19 protein-coding genes are annotated in these 18,198 nt (G+C 64.9%); 8 read left to right on the top strand and 11 right to left on the bottom strand.

The genetic code is table 11. The features are described 5' to 3' along the window. Positions 1 to 36 precede the first annotated feature (36 nt). The 3 genes from ACE10Z_RS12370 to ACE10Z_RS12360 form a co-directional block, all read right to left on the bottom strand. A complete protein-coding gene (locus ACE10Z_RS12370; RefSeq protein WP_375788165.1) occupies positions 37 to 462 on the bottom strand; it encodes a DUF4399 domain-containing protein in 426 nt (141 codons plus the stop codon). Positions 463 to 486: 24 nt separating this feature from the next. Further along, positions 487 to 2,040, bottom strand: coding sequence for an SUMF1/EgtB/PvdO family nonheme iron enzyme (locus ACE10Z_RS12365; protein WP_375788164.1), 1,554 nt, complete (start codon positions 2,038 to 2,040; stop codon positions 487 to 489). 209 nt (positions 2,041 to 2,249) lie between these two features. After that, on the bottom strand, positions 2,250 to 3,440 hold the full coding sequence (locus tag ACE10Z_RS12360; protein ID WP_375788163.1) for an MFS transporter: 1,191 nt from the start codon (positions 3,438 to 3,440) through the stop codon (positions 2,250 to 2,252). 75 nt (positions 3,441 to 3,515) lie between these two features. On the opposite strand from ACE10Z_RS12360, the gene ACE10Z_RS12355 reads away from it, so the two are divergent. Both ACE10Z_RS12355 and ACE10Z_RS12350 read left to right on the top strand, forming a co-directional pair. Then, entirely contained in the window at positions 3,516 to 4,316 is an 801-nt protein-coding gene (locus tag ACE10Z_RS12355) for a helix-turn-helix domain-containing protein (protein WP_375788162.1), read from the top strand. 158 nt (positions 4,317 to 4,474) lie between these two features. Beyond that, on the top strand, positions 4,475 to 5,827 hold the full coding sequence (locus ACE10Z_RS12350; RefSeq protein ID WP_375788161.1) for a malonyl-CoA decarboxylase: 1,353 nt from the start codon (positions 4,475 to 4,477) through the stop codon (positions 5,825 to 5,827). Between the two features lie 75 nt (positions 5,828 to 5,902). Here ACE10Z_RS12350 and ACE10Z_RS12345 read toward each other — a convergent pair whose 3' ends face one another. From ACE10Z_RS12345 to ACE10Z_RS12310, 8 genes are all read right to left on the bottom strand, one after another. Continuing rightward, positions 5,903 to 6,964: a hypothetical protein gene (locus tag ACE10Z_RS12345; protein WP_375788160.1), complete on the bottom strand. Its 1,062-nt coding sequence runs from the start codon at positions 6,962 to 6,964 to the stop codon at positions 5,903 to 5,905. Between the two features lie 165 nt (positions 6,965 to 7,129). Next, positions 7,130 to 8,299 (bottom strand): mandelate racemase/muconate lactonizing enzyme family protein, encoded by a 1,170-nt coding sequence (locus tag ACE10Z_RS12340; RefSeq protein ID WP_375788159.1) that lies wholly within the window; start codon positions 8,297 to 8,299, stop codon positions 7,130 to 7,132. A gap of 142 nt (positions 8,300 to 8,441) precedes the next feature. Beyond that, positions 8,442 to 8,702, bottom strand: a complete 261-nt coding sequence (locus tag ACE10Z_RS12335) for a DUF3297 family protein (RefSeq protein ID WP_092116110.1) — start codon at positions 8,700 to 8,702, stop codon at positions 8,442 to 8,444. Then, complete coding sequence (locus tag ACE10Z_RS12330) at positions 8,699 to 9,175, bottom strand: glutathione peroxidase (RefSeq protein WP_375788158.1); 477 nt, start codon at positions 9,173 to 9,175, stop codon at positions 8,699 to 8,701. The genes ACE10Z_RS12335 and ACE10Z_RS12330 overlap by 4 nt, the downstream gene beginning before the upstream one ends. A gap of 1 nt (position 9,176) precedes the next feature. After that, entirely contained in the window at positions 9,177 to 10,568 is a 1,392-nt protein-coding gene (locus ACE10Z_RS12325; RefSeq protein ID WP_375788157.1) for an amidase family protein, read from the bottom strand. 72 nt (positions 10,569 to 10,640) lie between these two features. Further along, on the bottom strand, positions 10,641 to 11,210 hold the full coding sequence (locus ACE10Z_RS12320) for a c-type cytochrome (RefSeq protein WP_375788156.1): 570 nt from the start codon (positions 11,208 to 11,210) through the stop codon (positions 10,641 to 10,643). Between the two features lie 147 nt (positions 11,211 to 11,357). Next, the gene (locus ACE10Z_RS12315) at positions 11,358 to 12,632 is read right to left on the bottom strand and encodes a PQQ-dependent sugar dehydrogenase (protein ID WP_375788155.1); all 1,275 of its coding nucleotides are present in this window, start codon (positions 12,630 to 12,632) and stop codon (positions 11,358 to 11,360) included. A 184-nt stretch (positions 12,633 to 12,816) separates the two neighbouring features. Continuing rightward, positions 12,817 to 13,074, bottom strand: coding sequence for a DUF6894 family protein (locus tag ACE10Z_RS12310; RefSeq protein ID WP_021080047.1), 258 nt, complete (start codon positions 13,072 to 13,074; stop codon positions 12,817 to 12,819). Positions 13,075 to 13,399: 325 nt separating this feature from the next. Between ACE10Z_RS12310 and pqqA the strand changes: the two genes are divergently transcribed. From pqqA to pip, 6 genes are all read left to right on the top strand, one after another. Next, positions 13,400 to 13,480 carry a pyrroloquinoline quinone precursor peptide PqqA gene (gene pqqA, locus ACE10Z_RS12305; protein WP_035635412.1) on the top strand — a complete coding sequence of 27 codons (81 nt, stop codon included), beginning with the start codon at positions 13,400 to 13,402 and terminating at the stop codon, positions 13,478 to 13,480. Positions 13,481 to 13,640: 160 nt separating this feature from the next. Continuing rightward, complete coding sequence (gene pqqB / locus ACE10Z_RS12300; RefSeq protein ID WP_375788154.1) at positions 13,641 to 14,570, top strand: pyrroloquinoline quinone biosynthesis protein PqqB; 930 nt, start codon at positions 13,641 to 13,643, stop codon at positions 14,568 to 14,570. 20 nt (positions 14,571 to 14,590) lie between these two features. After that, on the top strand, positions 14,591 to 15,346 hold the full coding sequence (gene pqqC / locus ACE10Z_RS12295) for a pyrroloquinoline-quinone synthase PqqC (RefSeq protein ID WP_375788152.1): 756 nt from the start codon (positions 14,591 to 14,593) through the stop codon (positions 15,344 to 15,346). Between the two features lie 8 nt (positions 15,347 to 15,354). After that, positions 15,355 to 15,663, top strand: a complete 309-nt coding sequence (gene pqqD, locus ACE10Z_RS12290) for a pyrroloquinoline quinone biosynthesis peptide chaperone PqqD (protein WP_173638120.1) — start codon at positions 15,355 to 15,357, stop codon at positions 15,661 to 15,663. After that, on the top strand, positions 15,660 to 16,880 hold the full coding sequence (gene pqqE, locus ACE10Z_RS12285) for a pyrroloquinoline quinone biosynthesis protein PqqE (protein WP_375788151.1): 1,221 nt from the start codon (positions 15,660 to 15,662) through the stop codon (positions 16,878 to 16,880). Before pqqD ends, pqqE begins: the two co-directional genes overlap by 4 nt. Beyond that, complete coding sequence (gene pip, locus ACE10Z_RS12280) at positions 16,870 to 17,844, top strand: prolyl aminopeptidase (RefSeq protein WP_375788150.1); 975 nt, start codon at positions 16,870 to 16,872, stop codon at positions 17,842 to 17,844. The genes pqqE and pip overlap by 11 nt, the downstream gene beginning before the upstream one ends. Positions 17,845 to 18,198: the final 354 nt, after the last annotated feature.

The raw sequence follows: 18,198 nt of genomic DNA, 5'->3' as shown, positions 1-18,198 counted from the left end.
AGCGGCGGTTCGCGCAAGGGAGCTATCCGTATCGGCCTATTTGACCCGGATGGTGATTTTTTCGGAGACGACCGGCGGGTTGAATGGATAGTGCTTGGCGTCGCCCAGCACCAGCTGCAAGGTATGCTTGCCGGGCGCCAGATCGAGCTGTGTCTCGGTCTGGCCCGCGCCGAAGTGCTGGTGAGACTTGTCCGACGGGATCGGCTCGTTCGGATTCAACGGCTCATCCACATCGACCAGAAGATGATGATGGCCACTGTTCGGGAAGTCGTCGCCGGCATGCGTGACGCCCATGTTGCGCAGCCCAAAGCGGCACCAGAACGGGCTTTTGACCCTGGCTCCGTCGTGCGGCCAGATGAAATACAGCTTGGTGTCTTTCCCCGCCGGTTTGTTTTGCGCGCCGGCCGGACCAGCGAGCAATGTCAGTGCCGCAGCGAGCGCGATCAAGCCTGCACTTTTCATAACCCCTCCAAACCTGGCGATTGCTCAGGGAGACAGCGCGACCCGGAAACCGTGGGTCGGGTAGCGAACATTGGTGTCGTAATTGTCGCGATTGGCCGGACGGACGTAGCGCGCGTCATTCTTCCAGGAGCCGGAACGAATGACATGGGAGGCGCAGTCGCCGCCGGACCACACCGCACCGTCGGCCGGGGCGCCCTGGTAGTTCCTGTGCCAGCAATCCTCGACCCACTGATCGACCCCACCGCCCATGTCGTAAAGACCGAACGGATTCGGCTTGAGGCTGCCGACCTTGACCGGCTGTTCGGCGGCACCGTCACCGCCCCCGCAATCCTTGCAACCGGCGTTGCCCGATTGCACCTGGTCGCCCCACCAGTATTTCGATTGCGTTCCGCCGCGCGCCGCATATTCCCATTCGGCTTCGCTCGGCAGCCGGTAGGCCTTCCCGGTGCGCTCGGCGAGCCACGCCAGATACTGTTTCGCGTCACTCCAGCTCACATTGGTGACCGGAGCTTCGTCCTTGCCGCTGGCGGTGAAGCTGCACGCCTTCGCCGCCGCGCAGGCATTCCATTCCCGCACCGTGACCGGATATTTGCCCATCGCGAACGGCTTGACCGTCACCCTGCGGATCGGCCGTTCCGAGGGATCGTCATTGCTGCCCATCGAGAAGCTGCCGCCCTGGAGCGTAATCATTTCGGGCTCCGGCGCGGACACCGCGGGATTTGCCGAGGGTATGACTTGCGGCGTCGCTTGCTGTGCCGGCGCGGCACCTGGGCTCGGACTTGAAGCCTGGCCCGGCGTCTGAGCTGGAGCCGCGCTTGGCGCCGGCTGCGGAACGGCAGGCGATGCCGTCGGCGCGGAAGGCGCCCGCGCCACCTCGGCCAACTTGCCGCGCGGTTGCGCGAGCATGTACCAGAGCGCACCTGCCGCGATGATTGCGATCGCCAATCCGAGCAGCGTGAGCAGGATGGATTCACGACGCCTGCGCGTTCTTTGGTACGCGGCGGCGTCCGGCAGCACGCGATAAACCCGCACCGGATCGGTGATGTTCTTGACCTTCTTGTCGCCGAGCGATTCGTATCCGCAGACCATCTTGTGCTTGATCTGCTCGTAGATGCCGCCGGAAATGAAGACTTCACCGGGCGCTGCAATCCCTTCCAGGCGCGAGGCCACATTGACGCCGTCGCCAAAGATATCGTCGGCCTCGATGATGACGTCGCCGAGATTGACGCCGATCCGGTACTCGATCCAGCGATCTCTCGCTATCGCCGCGTTGCGGCCGATCATGTTCTGCTGGATCACGATGCTGCAGCGGACGGCCTCGACCGGACTGTCGAACATCGCGATGAAGCCGTCGCCGGTGGTCTTGACGAGCTTGCCATGGTGCTCGGCAATGGTGGGCTCGATGAGATCGCGCTCGGCCCGCTTGACGCGGGTATGCGTGCCCTCTTCATCGAGCTGCATCAGGCGGCTGTAGCCGGCGATGTCGCCGGCAACGATCGCGGCAAGGCGGCGCGGCATCGCGTCGCCGGGCGGTGGCTTGCCCGGCTTGCCGGATCTGAAGTCGCGAATTTCGCCCATGGCTTCGGCTGCTCCACGAACCACAAATGGCAGTGATCGGCGCAACCGGCGCCTTGAGCCCGAAGGCCCGCGTGGAGCGTATCACACCGCCGGGTCCGGACAAAGTTTACGGATGCATTTTTGCTGTGCGCGAAAAAGCGCCATCCGCTTGCGGCGGATGGGTGCTTGGGGCTCATTTCAGACGGAAATGCCGCGGCGGAATGACCGCGTCAGTTCACCTGCGTGGCGGGCGTCCGGATCTCGCGCGGCAGGATGATCGCGGCGGCAATCGCCAGCAGGCACAGCGCCGCGAAGGCGCGCAGCATCGTCGAGAAGCCGCCCTGGTCATACAGCCAAGCCACCAGGCCGACGGAGGCGCCCGCCGCGGTGAAGCCGACGAAATAGCGCACCGCATAGGCGCGCGAGCGCCATTCCTCGGTGGTGTACTTGCCGACCATGGCATCGTTCACCGTGACCTGGCCGAACGCGCCCATCACGATGCCGATCGAGACCACGATCAGCGGCAGGTTGGACAGGCTCGCCGCCAGATAGAGGAACGGCGCCAGCATGAACGACAGCGGCAGCGCCACCGTCTTCAGCGAATGTTTGTCGAGCAGCTTGCCGATCGTGTACTGCGTCATCGCGCCGAACACATAGACGCCGGCCGCGATCACGCCGAGCAGCGCCGGGCTCCTGGTCAGATCGGCGAGCCGTTCGGCGAACAGCTTCGGCAGCGCCACCGTCACCGCGTTGAAGGTGGTCGAGATCGCGATCACCACGATCAGCAGCGACAGCACCACGCGCCACATATCTTCCTTGGCGACCCGCACCTGCGCTGCGGCCTGCCTGGAGCCCTTGCGGTCCTCATGCACCACCGTCATCGCAAAGGCGATGCCGACCAGCACGGTGACCGTGCCGGGCACGATGAAGGCCCAGCGCCAGCCGAGATACTGGCCGATCACGCCGGTGACCAGTGCCGAGGAAGCGACGCCGAGATTGCCCCAGACGCCGTTGATCCCCATCTGGGCGCCGAGCTTCTCGGCATAGGACACGATCATCGCGGTGCCGACCGGATGGTAGATCGAGGCGAAGATGCCGATCGCGAGCAGCGCCGCGCCGAGTTGCAGCGGCGTCTGCACGAAGCCGACCGAGATCATCGACAGGCCGATGCCGACGAAGAAGATCACCATCATGTGGCGGCGGCTCCAGCGATCGCCGAGCCAGCCCGTGATCAGCGAACCGGCGCCGAAGGCGATGAAGCCCGGCGTCGCATAAGGCAGCAGTTCCGAATAGGCCATGCCGAGCGCCGGACCCATGATGATGACGGCGGCCGCGAAAATCAGCATCGCATAGTGGTCGATGAAATGGCCGGCGTTGACGAAGCTGATCACCCGGCTTGGATTGTTGGTTGGGCTGCTCATGAGGCACGTCTCTCACGCGATTCTTCAATTGCTCGAAAATAGGTTATAGGTGCTTGTCCTGACGGGATGTCGCCAATGACTATCGCTGAGCCGCCAATAAGAGCCCTCCACAAGGACCGGCGCGTCACCGGCGACGGCGTGCACATGGTCGCGCGCAGCTACCGGAAGGGCGTCCGGCTCGACCCGCACATGCACCGCGAAGCGCAGCTGGTCTATGCCGCGAGCGGCACCATGCAGGTGACGACGCCGAAGGGCCGCTGGCTGGTGCCGCCCGACCGCGCGGTGTGGGTCCCAGCGCTACTCCCCCACGCGATCGACGTGCTCGCCGACATCGAGATGCGCACGCTGTATTTCGACCGGGCCTGGCTCGCGCGCGAGGCGCGCAGCGACAGCCTCGGTCATGAATTCGTGGTGCGGGTGTCGCCGCTGGTGCACCAGGCGATCCTTGCGCTGTTCGACGCGACATGCGGACGCGAGCGCACCGACCTGTTGATCAGGCTCGTGATGCTGGAACTGCACCAGGCCGAGGATTCCGCGACCTTCATCCCGCTGCCGCAGGAGCCGCGCTGCCGCCGCGCCGCCGACATCGTGCTGGCCGATCCGACCAAGGACCACGAGATCGATGCGCTGGCGCGCACGGTCGGCACCTCGGCGCGGACGCTGTCGCGGCTGTTCTCGGCGGAGACGCAACTGTCTTTCAAGAGCTGGTGCCAGCGCGCCCGCATCGCGGCCGCGATCGAACGCCTGTCGACCAGCGCGAATGTTTCGGTCAAGCAGGTCGCCTCCGACCTCGGTTATGCCAGCGTGCCGGCATTTTCCCATGCGTTCCGCCAGGTCACCGGCAAGACACCGACCGCGTTCGCGGAGAAAACGTGAACGCGATTTGTCACCGGCCGCAGCGATGACGGATTATACCGTTGTCGCCTTGCGACATATTTCCGTACGATCCATGCGCTTGATTGCAGTCCTCCCGACCTTAAATCCCGTGTAAGGTCCGGCTTCACTGAATACGACCCGCTGGATGCGACCCGCTCATGGCCAACGCCTTCTTCTCCGATCTGCTCTCGACGATTTCCGAACGCGGCCGCGTCCTGCTCGGCCGCGCCAGCCCGGCCGACGACAAGCAGGATGCGTCGGAGCTGCTGGAATTGTGCGAGGCGCTGCTGTCCGGTCGCGGCGAAGCCTCCGGCACCGCGATGGCGCGCGAGGTGCTCGACCGCTACCACCACCTCGATGCCGCCGGCCGCCTGTCGTTCTTCCAGACGCTGGCGCGCGATTTCGGACCCGATCACGCCAGGCTGGCGCAGGCGATCGAGAGCTGGCGGGCCAAAGCCAATGGCGACGACGCCAGCGACCTGCATTTCGCCTCCGAGCCGCGCCGCCAGGAATTGATTCGCCGGCTCAACCGCGCGCCGGGCGGCACCGGCGAGCTGGTGTCGATCCGCTCGGATCTGCTTTCATTGATGAAGGGCAACAAGGACCTCGCCGCGCTCGATCGCGACGTGGTGCATCTGCTCTCGTCCTGGTTCAACAGGGGATTTCTCGTGCTGCGCAGGATAGACTGGTCGTCGCCGGCCAATATTCTGGAGAAGATCATCCGCTATGAGGCCGTGCACGAGATCCGCGATTGGGACGATCTGCGCCGCCGCATCGATCCGATGGATCGCCGCTGCTACGCGTTCTTCCACCCGGCGCTGGCCGACGAGCCGCTGATCTTCGTCGAGGTCGCGCTGACCGAAGCCATTCCGGGAGCGATCGCGCCGCTGCTTGCGGAAGAACGCGAGCCGGTCGCCGTCGAGCGGGCCCGCACCGCGGTGTTCTATTCGATCTCCAACACCCAGCGCGGGCTCGGCGGCATCTCGTTCGGCAGCTTCCTGATCAAGCAGGTGGTCGAGGAGCTGCGCCGCGAACTGCCGAAGCTCGACAATTTCGTGACGCTGTCGCCGGTGACGGGCTTCATGCAATGGGTGAAGCAGGCCGATGACGTGCCGCTGTCAGATGAGGACCGCCAACTGCTGGAAAGCCTCGGCAAGCCCGACTGGTTCGAGAACGCCGAGCTCGCCACGCAGCTGCGCGCCGTGCTGGAGCCGCTCGCCGCCTACTATTTCCTGAAGGCGCGCACGCCGAAGGGACGGCTGATCGATTCGGTCGCGCGCTTCCATCTCGGCAACGGCGCCCGGCTGGAGCGGATCAACTGGCTCGGCGACCTCTCGCCGAAGGGCCTGCGCGAATCCGCCGGCGTCATGGTCAACTACCTCTACCGCCTCGACGACATCGAGAAGAACCACGAGGCCTACGCCAACAATGGCGAGGTGATCGCCTCGAGCGCGGTGAAGAAGCTGTTGAAGGGCGAAGGCCGGCGGCTGCTCGACATGCGGCTGTCGTAGGACGCCGCTCCCTCCCCCTCCGCTATCGCGAGAGCACGATCACAGCCGTCATGAGGCCCGGGCTTGTCGCGGGCCTCACGCCATTGCAGACCGCGGCCGCAGCCCCGCCGGCAGATGCGCGGCGAGCCAGGCGGCGATCGCGCGCTCGTTGCGATGGTAGAGCAGGCCTGCGGCGATCACGGCAATTCCGATCAGCGACAGCGAGAACGGAAACCACAGCGAGTCCTTGAAGACGACGTCGGCGAGATGTCCGAGATAGAGGCAGATGCCGAACGCGCCGAACACCGCATAGGCGCGCCGCGCCAGGATCACCGCAATCGCGACGAGACCGACGTTGAGCAGGCAATAGACCGCTTTCGAGAGTTCGGTCGACCCTTCGGACGCGGTAATGCCGCCCCAGAACGCCATCAGGCCGAACAGATGCAGCCAGAACGCAAAGTCACCATTGCGGCTGCGATAGTCGACGATCCAGGCCACCGCGAGGACGGCCAATCCGAACCACACCGACACCCGGCGCCGCGTCTCGAAGTCGGCATAATTCGTGCCGCTGAACCATGGCGCCAGATCCATCGACATGAACCACAGCGCGAACGCGATGATCGCGACGATGAAGGCGAAGCGGAAATAGCGCAGCGCGACGAGGCCGGCGACAACGGTCGCGATCTCCATGAAGATCCAGCTGCCCTTCACCCAGACGTAGAAGTCCTGCACGGTTCCGGGCTTGCCGAACTTGCCCCACCAGCCGAGTTCATCCTGGACGCCGTAGACCGCAAGCGGCGCCATCGAGACCGCGATCGCGATCAGCAAGCCGCCGGGAACCCGCAGATCCTTGCCGTACCAGAGATGGTGACCGGCCACGGCGAATGCGGTGGCGTAGGCGATCGCGCAGGCTGTGAGGGCCCGTCCGCCCATCTGGGTGAACGCCAGGGTCGAGAACAGGCCCATGGCGCCGATCACGATCAGCGCGCCGGCGTACCAGAGCACGTGCGCAGCATCGAACCTCGCCGGCGGGCTGGCGTCACCCGCCGCGCCCTGCCCCTCATGGCTTGCCAGGAAGGCGAGCAGCCGGTCCAGATCAGCCGCGCTGATTACGCCGGCATCGGCGGCGTCCCGGAGATTCTTCGCTGAATACGGCATGCGGCTATCCTCACGATTCCGCGCCTCCCCCCAATGACCCGGAAAGGGGCGTCTCTCCAGCATGAGTATACTGGAACGTGAGCAACGTTCAATATTATATTGAGCGACGCTCATTTTTGTTTGCAAGCGGACTCGCGCCGACCGGGCTGGCCGGATTGGCACCGGCTACGCCGCCAGCGCCTTCATTTCCGCATAGAGGTCGGACTTGCCCTCGAAGCCGATGCCGGGAAGGTCGGGCATGACGATGTGGCCGCCCTCGACGCGCACGCCGTCCGGGAAGCCGCCATAGGGCTGGAACAGGTCGGGATAGCTTTCATTGCCGCCGAGGCCGAGGCCGGCCGCGATGTTGAGCGACATCTGGTGGCCACCATGCGGGATGCAGCGGCTCGGCGACCAGCCGTGGGTCTTCAGCACCGCGAGCGTGCGCTGGTACTCGCAGAGCCCGTAGGACAGCGCGCAGTCGAATTGCAGCCAGTCGCGGTCCGGCCGCATGCCGCCGTAGCGGATCAGGTTCCGCGCATCCTGGTGGCTGAACAGGTTCTCGCCGGTCGCCATCGGGCCCGGATAGAACTCGGCCAGCGCCGCCTGCAATGCGTAATCGAGTGGATCGCCGGCCTCCTCGTACCAGAACAGCGGATACTCCCGCAGCATCTTGGCGTAGGCGATCGCGGTCTCCAGATCGAAGCGGCCATTGGCGTCGACCGCAAGCTGCGCATCGCGGCCGATCTCCTTCAGCACCGCCTCGATGCGCTCGCGGTCCTCGGCGAGCGGTGCGCCGCCGATCTTCATCTTCACGACATTGTAGCCGCGGTCGAGATAGCCGCGCATCTCCTTGCGTAAGCTCCCGAGGTCCTTGCCCGGATAGTAGTAGCCGCCGGCGGCATAGACGAACACGCGCGGATTGGCTGATAGCCCGTGACGCTCGGCAAGCAGCCGGAACAGCGGCTTGCCCGCGATCTTCGCCACCGCGTCCCACACCGCCATGTCGATGGTGCCGACCGCAACCGAACGCTCGCCATGGCCGCCCGGCTTCTCGTTCGACATCAGCGTCGACCAGACCTTGTCGGGATCGAGGTTGGCGCCGGAGGTATCGAGCAGCGATTTCGGGTCGGCATCGAGCAGACGCGGCGCAAAGCGCTCGCGGATCAGCCCGCCCTGCCCGTAACGGCCGTTGGAATTGAAGCCGTAGCCGACCACCCGCCTGCCGTCGCGCACCACATCGGTGACCACCGCAACTAGGCTCGTGGTCATCTTGGTGAAGTCGATATAGGCGTTGCGGATCGGCGAGGAGATCGGCTTTGTAATTTCGCGGACGTCGACGATGCGGACGGACATGGTGCTCAATCCTTTGACGCGTGAGTGCTTAACTTCCCGTCATGCCCGGGCTTGTCCCGGGCATCCACGTCTTTCTTTCGGTGGCGCCCAAGACGTGGATGGCCGGGACAAGCCCGGCCATGACGGTCCTCCATGCGCGCGATCAGGACTTCGCCTTATCCCGGAAATACGGCTCGACCGGTCCGTGCACCTTGATGGTCAGCGGATTGCCGTAGCGGTCCTTGGCGTTGCCGGCGGTGACCCGCACCCAGCCTTCGCTGATGCAGTACTCCTCGACATTGGTCTTCTCGGCACCCTTGAAGCGGATGCCGACGTCGCGCGAAAGAATCTCCGCGTTGTAGTACGGGCTGTTCGGATCGACCGAGAGGCGGTCAGGGAATTGGTCATTGGTGTCGTCGCTCATAGCAGCGCCTCGATTTCCTTCTTCAATCCTTCGGGCCGGGCGGTCGGCGCATGCCGCGCCACGACCTTGCCGGCGCGATCGACCAGGAACTTGGTGAAGTTCCATTTGATCGCCGGCCCGAGCAGCCCCGACTTCTCACGTTTCAGGTGCTCGTACAATGGATGCGCACCTGAGCCATTGACGTCGATCTTGGCGAACATCGGAAACGTCACGGCGTAGTTGGTCTCGCAGAACGAAGCGATCTGCTTCGCATCGCCCGGCTCCTGCGCACCGAACTGGTTGCAGGGAAAGCCGAGCACGGCAAAGCCGCGCGACGAGAGACCGGCGTGCAGCTCCTGCAGGCCCTTGTATTGCGGCGTGAACCCGCAGGCGCTCGCGGTGTTCACGATCAGCAGCACCTGTCCCTCGAACCGCTGCAGCGGCACCTCGTCGCCGGTGAGCGACTTTGCGGTGAAATCATAGACCGTTGCCATCTCAAATCACCGGATCGATCGGCGACGACGGCGTGCCGCCGGCCTCGACCGCCTCGCCTGCGGCCAGACAAAGGTCCTCGCGATAGCGCCCGGCCACCAGTTGCACGCCGACCGGAATCCGCCCCACGAGGCCTGTGGAGACGACCAGCCCGGGAAGCCCCATGAAGGGGATCGCGATCTGCGGCAGCTGCGCGTGCCACACCCGCGCGAACGACGCCTCGTCCTTGCGGTCGAGATGATCGGGGAACGGCAGTTCGCCGGAGACCGGCATCAGCAGCACCGGATATTTGTCGAGGAAGGCAAACCATTCGCGCGTCAAGGTCGCGCGGCGGGTCAGCGCCTGCGACAGGTCGAACGGATGCACCCTGGCGCGGACGCCGCGCAGGCAGGCCAGCGCGCCGGGATCGCCCTCGCGTTCCGCGAACGCAAGCTGGGCTTCATAGCCGTCGCCGAGCCAGAGCCGGGTCTGGATCTCGGCCGCCTCGCGCAAGGACGGCGTGTCGGCGATCTCCTCGACGATCCAGCCTGCCTCTCGCAATCGCCTGCCGGCATCGGCCACCGCGGCGACCACCTCCGGCACCGGGTTGAGGCCATCGGGATTGAGGCACATCGCAACGCGCTTCTCGCGCGGCGGTCCCTCGAGCGGCACCGGCGCGTACCAGGGATCGCGATAGTCGGGCGCCGACATCGCCGCGAGCGAAATGCGCAGATCGTTGACGGTGCGCGCCAGCGGGCCCGACACCGCGCTGATCTGCGGGCCGATCGGGCGCTCCGGCAAGGCCGCGTTGAAGGCGGGAATGCGGCCCATGCTCGGCCGCAGGCCGTGCACGCCGCAGGCATAGGCCGGATAGCGGACCGAGCCCGCGATATCGGTGCCGTGCGCAATGTGACCGATGCCGGCCGCGACCGCGGAGCCCGCGCCGCCCGACGAGCCGCCCGGCGTGATGCCGCCATCGCGCGGGTTCTTGGTGTCGCCGTGGATGAGATTGGTGGTGAACCAGCGATAGGACACCGCCGGACAATTGGTGCGGCCGAGCAGCACCGCGCCGGCCTTGCGCAGATTGGCGACCACCGGATTGTCGACCTTGGCGATGAGGTCGCGCTGCGCCTTCAGCCCGTTGGTGGTGGCGTAGCCCTCCTGGTCGACATTGACCTTGATCGTAACAGGCACGCCGGCAAGAGGTCCGACGGCCTCACCGCGCGCAATTGCCGCATCGATCTTGGCTGCCTGCGCCAGCACGTCGTCCGGCCGGTGATCGACCACCGCGTTGATCTTGGGGTTGACGGCGTCGAGCCGGGCGAGCCCGGCCTCGGCCGCCTCCTTCGCCGATACCTTCTTCGATTTGATGAGGCTGGCGAGCTCAGCCGCCGACAGACGCCAAAGATCCTGCATGAGACACTCCGTGTGACGGACGCGTTTTAGCGCCGCACGAAGGCCAAGACCAGACGTCCGCCGCCCGATGTTTCAGCGGACATGCGCGATGTAATAGGCAAGGTCGCCGATCTGCTCCTTGGTGACCGTCTGCATCACATCCGCCATGGTGGCGTCGTAGCCGTGGCGGCTGTTGTCCTTGTATTCGGCCAGCGTCTTGGCGAGGTAATCCTCGCGCTGGTTGGCGATGCGGGGGACGTTGTCCTTGCCGGAAAAATCGGTGTTGTGGCAGGTGTTGCAGCGGTTCTGTTGCACCAGCGCCTGGCCGCGCGCCATCCGCGCCGGATCGCCGGCCTCCGCCGGCGGCGCAGGCTTCGGCAAGGTGGCGATGAAATCCGAGAAGGTGCGCAGATCGTCGTCGGTCATCGGCTTCGCCATCTCGTTCATCGGGTCGAATACCCTGAGCTTCTCCCGGAACATGAACAGCTGGATCAGCGCATAGGGCGCCTGCTGGCCGCCGAGCGAGGGCGTGTTCTCGGTTTCCGACGTGCCATGCTCGCCATGGCAGGCAAAGCACGCGACCGTGCGTTCCTGGATGGTCTCGGCGTTTGCGGAAAATGCGATCGAGGCAAGTGCCAGGGTGGCGATGATGGTTTTGTGCATTGGCCGCTCCGGGCATGTTCCGTCATTGCGAGGATGCTCGCGACAAAATTGCGAAGCAATTTTGCGCTGGAGCGACGAGGCAATCCACGTCGCCGCAAGTGGCGGTATGGATTGCTTCGCTTCGCTCGCAATGACGACGATTGATGCTTACTGGTTGGCGACCTTCGGCTTGCCGTAGCTGATGCGATAGACCGCGCCATTCCAGTCGTCGGAGACGAGCAGCGAGCCATCCTTCAGCAGCATCACGTCGACCGGACGGCCGACATACTTGTTGTCCTCGAGGAAGCCGGTCATGAACGGCTCGACCGACTTCACGGTGCCGTCCTTGTTCAGCTTGACGACGACGACGTCACCGCCCTGCTTCTGCGACTTGTTCCAGGAGCCGTGGCGCGCGACGAAGATCGCGTTCTTGTAGGTCTTCGGGAACATGCTTCCGGTGTAGAAGCGCATGCCGAGCGAGGCGGTGTGCGGACCCATCAGGCCGACCGGCGGCGTGTAGTCCTTGCAGTTCTTGCCCCAGCCGAGCTCCTGGTCGATGATGTTGCCCTGGTAGCAGAACGGCGCGCCGAAATCCTCGCCTGCCTTGGTGACGCGGTTGAGCTCGTCTTCCGGCACCGTCTCCGACAGCCAGTCGCGGCCGTTGTCGGTGAAGTACATCTGCTTGGTCTCGGGATTCCAGTCGAAGCCGACCGAATTGCGCACGCCGAGCGCGTAGACCTCGGCGCCGGAGCCGTCGAGATTCATGCGGCGGATCTGGCCGTGGTCGGCATCGTGCAGCACGTTGTTGCCGGGCTGGCCGACCGGGACATAGAGCTTGTTGTCGGGACCGATGGCGATGAACTTCCAGCCATGCGCCTCGTCCTTCGGCAGCTTGTCGTAGATCACGGTCGGCTTCGGCGGGTTGTCGAGATTGTCCTCGATCTTGTCGATCTTGGAGACCTGCGACAGTTCGGCGATGTAGAGCGTGCCGTCCTTGAAGGCGACGCCGTTCGGACGGTAGAGGCCGGAGGCGATCACCTTGACCGAACGTTTGCCGTCCTTGTTGACGATCGCATAGACCTTGTCGACGAGCCGGCTGCCGACGAACACGGTGCCCTTGTCGCCGAGCGCCAGCGAACGCGCATTGGCCATGCCGGCGGCATAGACCTCGACATTGAAGCCGGCCGGCACCTTGAGCTTGGCGAGCGGCAGCTTGTCCGGCGCGGCCGGAATCGGCGGGGGCGCCACCGGCGCGAGCTTGGCGGCGGCTTCATTGTCCGGACGCCCGATCATGGGCGAGCCCGGCGGCAGCGGCTGGGCGGCCGGTGCAGCACCTGCGGCGGGCGCGGCCGCCGGCTGTTGCGCCGCAGCGGAGAGCGTGAACGCTCCCAGCATGGCCCCCGCGAGCAGCAGGCTGCGCGGTGCGAACGAGTGTTTTTTCATGATGATCTCCCCTGGGTGGAAGCCGTTTGTTCATTGCGCCATTGAGGTCGACCGGCGCTATCAGGCTTTCCGTTCATAGTCTTGCGAATTTGTCCGGACAATTGCAATCGGAAACATGCGGACATCGGCCAACGCATGGTTGTGGCCGCGCGACCGGGTCGGTGTGCCTCTGTGTCGGTGTCGCTCAGTGCCTAGTCATCGAGTGGTCCGGGCGATCGAGAATCGCCTCGGTGAAAGGAAACTCCAGCACGATCTCGCCCTCGTCGTCGGTCACCTCGATCACCGCGCTGAGCAGCGCACCGTCGGCCCCCTCGGTCTTCAGCAGTTCGCGAATCATCGCCCGCGCCATTTCCCACGCGCGATCCGGGTCGCGGAGGATTTCGCCGTCGGGGTCGGAGATCAGCTCGTCGCCGATACGGGTATTGAAGAAATAGCGTGGCATCGGCTGAACTCGGCTCGGTTAGTCGGCTCCCGTCACCGGGAAGCACAGAATCGTCATCAGGACCTTTGGAGGACCGCGTGGTCCCCGTCTCTTAGTCCAAGATCACCATTCAGCGTGTGGCGAACAACAGGAAAAAGGTCTGATCCCACCGGGTTTTGACCAGAAATGCGCGCACAAATTTGTGAGTGCGTCGGATTTGCTTCCCGCAGTGCAGCATGCACCTCCGCAGGGCAGCTTGCAAAAAATTTAAGTGGCGAACTTTCCGAACCGCAGTACTTTAACTTGCAGGGCGGAAAGTTCGTCCGGTTGCAACAAGGAGAGCCTAATGGCCTGGAAAGCACCGAAGATCGTCGAAGTGTCGGTCGGCATGGAAATCAACATGTATATGTGCGCCACCCGCAAGTAAGCGGCAGCGCCCTATACACGTTTAGCGTTTTAGCGCAGGTGGACATCCGGGCGTAACGCGCTCCCGAGCATTGGGGGTGCGTTCCAAAGCCGGGGTCCACCTCGTAACGTTTCTGGGCCGGATTTTTGGCTCCGAGTTAAACGTCTCCAGGGGACGGATCATGCTTCGTGTCGTCGTCCTGGGTGCCGCGGCGGGTGGCGGCGTTCCGCAGTGGAACTGCGGATGTGCCGTCTGCAGGACGGCGCGTAGCGACCATCCCGAATTGCAGAGCACGCAGGCCTCGATTGCCGTCAGCGGCGATGGCGCGCACTGGTTCCTGGTCAACGCCTCCCCGGATCTGCGTCAGCAGCTGATCGCGACGCCGCAGCTGCATCCGAAGCACGGCGCCCTGCGCCACAGCCCGATCGCGGGCGTCATCCTCACCAATAGCGAGATCGATGCCGTCGCCGGGCTGTTGTCGATGCGCGAAGGCTCGCCGTTCGCGATCTACGCCCATGAGCGGGTGCTGGCGATCCTGCGCGCGAACAGCATCTTCAACGTGCTGAGCGAAAAGAACGTCGCCCGCCGGCCGATCGCGGTCGACCAGGCCTTCGAGCCGGCCCTGCCCGACGGATCGCCGTCCGGGCTCGAGGTGCTGCCGTTCGAGGTTCCCGGCAAGGGCGCCTGGTATCTCGAGGGCAAGGCGCATCCGGCGGGTGCCGACGGCGTCGGCGATACGCTGGGCCTGCGTATTGCGGACAAGCGCAGCGGCAAATACTTCTACTTCCTGGCCGCCTGCGCCCGGGTGACCGACGACCTGAAGTCCCGGCTCAGGGGCGCGCCGCTGGTGTTCTTCGACGGCACGGTGTGGCGCGACGACGAGCTGATCGCAGCGGGCCTCGGCAACAAGACCGGCCAGGGCATGGGACATATCGCGATGTCAGGCGATCAAGGCGCGATCGCAAGCCTCGCCGGGCTCGACATCGGACGAAAAGTGTTTTTGCATATCAACAACTCCAACCCGGCGCTGCTTGGGACCTCGGCCGAACGCAAGGCGGCCGAACAGGCGGGCTGGCAGATTCCCTCCGACGGAACGGAGATCGTGCTGTGAATGCCGTGCCTACCTCTGGAATGACTGCGCTTTCGATCGGCAAGGGCATTACGCTCGACAGTGCCGAGGCGATGGAATCCGTGCTGCGCACGATCGGCGCGACGCGCTATCACAGCCTGCATCCGTTCCACCGCCTGCTGCACGGCGGCAAGCTCAACAAGGGCCAGGTGCAGGCCTGGGCGCTGAACCGCTATTATTACCAGAGCACCATCCCGCTGAAGGACGCGATGGTGATCTCGCGCTTCCGCGACCGCAACACACGGATCGAATGGCGCCATCGCATCGAGGATCATGACGGCGATCTCGGCAACGAGGGCGGCATCGAGCGCTGGCTGAAGCTGACCGAAGGCCTCGGCCTCGACACCGCCTATGTCGAGTCCACCGAAGGCATTCTGCCGGCGACGCGCTTTGCCGTGGAAGCCTATGTGCATTTCTGCCGCGACCGCACGCCGCTGGAGGCGATCGCCTCCTCGCTCACCGAATTGTTCGCGCCGAATCTGCACGAGGAGCGCATCTCGGGGATGCTGAAGCATTACGACTTCGTCAACCCCGACATCATGAGCTATTTCAGCCGCCGCCTGACCCAGGCGCCGCGCGACGCCGGCTTCGCGCTCGACTACGTCAAGCAGCATGCCAGGACGCCCGCCGAGCGCGAGGCGGTCTGCAACGCGCTGATCTTCAAGACCAACGTGCTGTGGGTACAGCTCGACGCGCTTTATCACGCCTATGTCGATGGCCAGATCCCGCCCGGCGCCTTCGTGCCGAAGACGAGCTAGAGAGTAAAATGGCAAGCCGCAATATCAGCGTCAGCGAGACCAGCCGGCCGAAACTGCCGCGCCATACCAGGCTGAAGTTCGACGAAACGCGGCAGGTCTGGGTGATCCTGGCGCCGGAGCGCGTGCTGGCGCCCGATGAAATCGCGGTCGAGGTGCTGCAGCTCTGCGACGGCGTGCGCAGCGTCGCCCAGATGGTGGACCAGCTCGCCGAAAAATACGCCGCGCCACGCGAGGCGATCGCGACCGACGTGATCGCGATGTTGCAGGATCTGGCCGACAAGGGCTTTCTCACCGAAGCGCGCGAGAGCACAGCATGAGCGACACGCTCGCCGGTAACAAGACAACGACAGCAGGCCCGACCGACGGGCTCGCGGTGCTCGAGCAGACGCGCTCGGCGGCTGAGACTTACGGCATCCCGCTCGCGGTGCTGCTCGAGATCACCCACCGCTGTCCGTTGCAATGTCCGTATTGCTCGAACCCGGTCGAGCTCGACCGCGGCTCGACCGAGCTCACGTCAGACGAATGGAAGAAGGTGCTGGGCGAGCTTGCCGAGCTCGGCGTGCTGCAAGTTCATTTCTCCGGCGGCGAGCCCACCGCGCGCAAGGATATCGTCGAGCTGGTGCAGCACGCGACCGATGTCGGGCTCTATTCCAACCTGATCACCTCGGCCGTGCTGCTGACCAGGGACAAGCTGTCGGCGCTGGCCGATGCTGGCCTCAGCCATGTGCAGATCAGCTTCCAGGGCAACGAACCCATGGTTGCCGATCGCGTTGCCGGCCTGAAGGATGCGCATCGCAAGAAGCTCGAAGTCGCGAAATGGACGCGCGAGCTCGACATGCCGCTCACGGTGAATGCGGTGATGCATCGCCAGAACCTGCATCAGCTGTCCGACATCATCCAGATGGCGGTCGACCTCGACGCCGACCGGCTCGAAGTCGCCAACGTGCAGTATTACGGCTGGGCACTGAAGAACCGCGCCGCGCTGATGCCGACGATCGAGCAGATCGAGGAAACCAGCCGCATCGTCGAGGAAGCGCAAATGCGCCTGAAGGGCACGCTTGCGATCGACTATGTGGTGCCGGATTACTACGCGCTGCGGCCGAAGAAATGCATGGGCGGCTGGGGCCGCCAGTTCTTCAACATCTCGCCGGCCGGCAAGGTGCTGCCGTGCCACGCCGCCGAAAGCATCACCGGGCTCGAATTCGAGTCGGTGCGCTCGAACCATTCGATCGCCTGGATCTGGCAGAACTCGGAAGCCTTCAACCGCTATCGCGGCACCGGCTGGATGCCGGAGCCGTGCAAGAGCTGCGAATTCCGCGAGGTCGACTACGGCGGCTGCCGCTGCCAGGCCTTTGCGCTGACCGGCGATGCCGGCAACACCGATCCGGCCTGTGCGCTGTCGCCGCGGCATGAAGAGATCTTCAAGCAGGCCGAGCGGGAATCCGCCGGCACGCAGAACCGCTTCCTCTACCGCAACTTCGCCGGCGGCACGCTGGAGGCGGACGAACACCAGGACAAACCTCATGGCGCCTGACGCCGACGCCGGCAAGGCTGCACGGCGCGCCGATCCGTTTGCTCCCCTGACATCGGAATGGCTCGATGTCGGCGACGGCCACGAGCTCCATGTCGAGAGCGTCGGACGCGAAGGCGGCATCGCTGCGGTCTATCTGCATGGCGGCCCGGGCAGCGGCTGCCAGCCCGATCATCGCCGGCTGTTCGATCCCGAGCGCTTTCACGCCGTGCTGTTCGACCAGCGCGGTTGCGGCCGCAGCCGGCCGAAGGGCAGCCGCGACAACAACACGACGCAGCATCTGATCGCCGACATGGAAAAGATCCGCGAACGCTTCGGCTTCGCGCGCTGGATGGTAGTCGGCGGCTCCTGGGGCGCGACGCTGGCGCTGGCCTACGCGCAAGCCCACTCCGAGCGGGTCAGCGGGCTGGTGCTGCGTGCGACGTTTCTCGGCACCCGCGAAGAGCTCGAAGACGTGTTCCTGCGTGCCCTGCCGCGCTTCTATCCCGGCCTCTCCGAGGATTTTCTCAACTTCCTGCCCGAGAACGAGCGCGCAACCCCGCTTGCGGCCTATTATCGCCGCATCCTCGATCCCGATGCCGCCGTGCATGCGCCGGCCGCACGCGCCTGGCACGACACAGAACGCACGCTGTCGGAGCACACGCCGAAGCAGACGCGGCTCGATCTCAAGACAGCGGGCGCCCTGCCCTCGACGCCGTTCATGGAGGCGCATTACTTCGCCAACGATTGCTTCATGCGGCCGAACCAGTTGATGAGCGAAGCCGGCAAGCTCGCCGGCATTCCCGGCATCCTGGTGCAGGGCCGCTACGACCTGCTGTGCCCGCCCGCGACATCGCACGCGCTCGCCGCGCGCTGGCCGGGCAGCGAGGTCCGCATCATCGATGGCGCCGGCCACATCCTCTACGATCCCGGCATCCGCAACGCGGTGATGAAGGCGATCGCGGATCTGGCGGCGAAGGCGACGTGAGATTGAGTCCACAAGCAACCGCAGTGGGATTGCGCTCCCTCGCCCCGTTCTTACGGGGAGAGGGTTGGGGTGAGGGGCTGTCTCCGCAAAGACAGCAATAATTGAACTCGTGGAAGCTCCCCCTCACCCGGAACGCATCTGACGATGCGTTCCGGCCTCTCCCCGCAAGCGGGGCGAGGCGAAGATGGCACCGCCGCTTGCTGGATCAGACCGGCGAAGAACGCGGTCAGAGACAGCGTCGCCCGCGCGACCTGGACCCGTTCGCCCCGGCCATGCGGCCGCCGTGCACGATTTCTGAATAATAGAATAATACCGTTGAGTTGCCCGACGTGTCAAGTTGCCGGGTCGAACACC

It is taken from the genome of Bradyrhizobium sp. Pha-3 (assembly GCF_042258615.1).
Lineage (GTDB): Bacteria > Pseudomonadota > Alphaproteobacteria > Rhizobiales > Xanthobacteraceae > Bradyrhizobium.
This window is presented reverse-complemented; position numbering and strand designations above follow the sequence as displayed.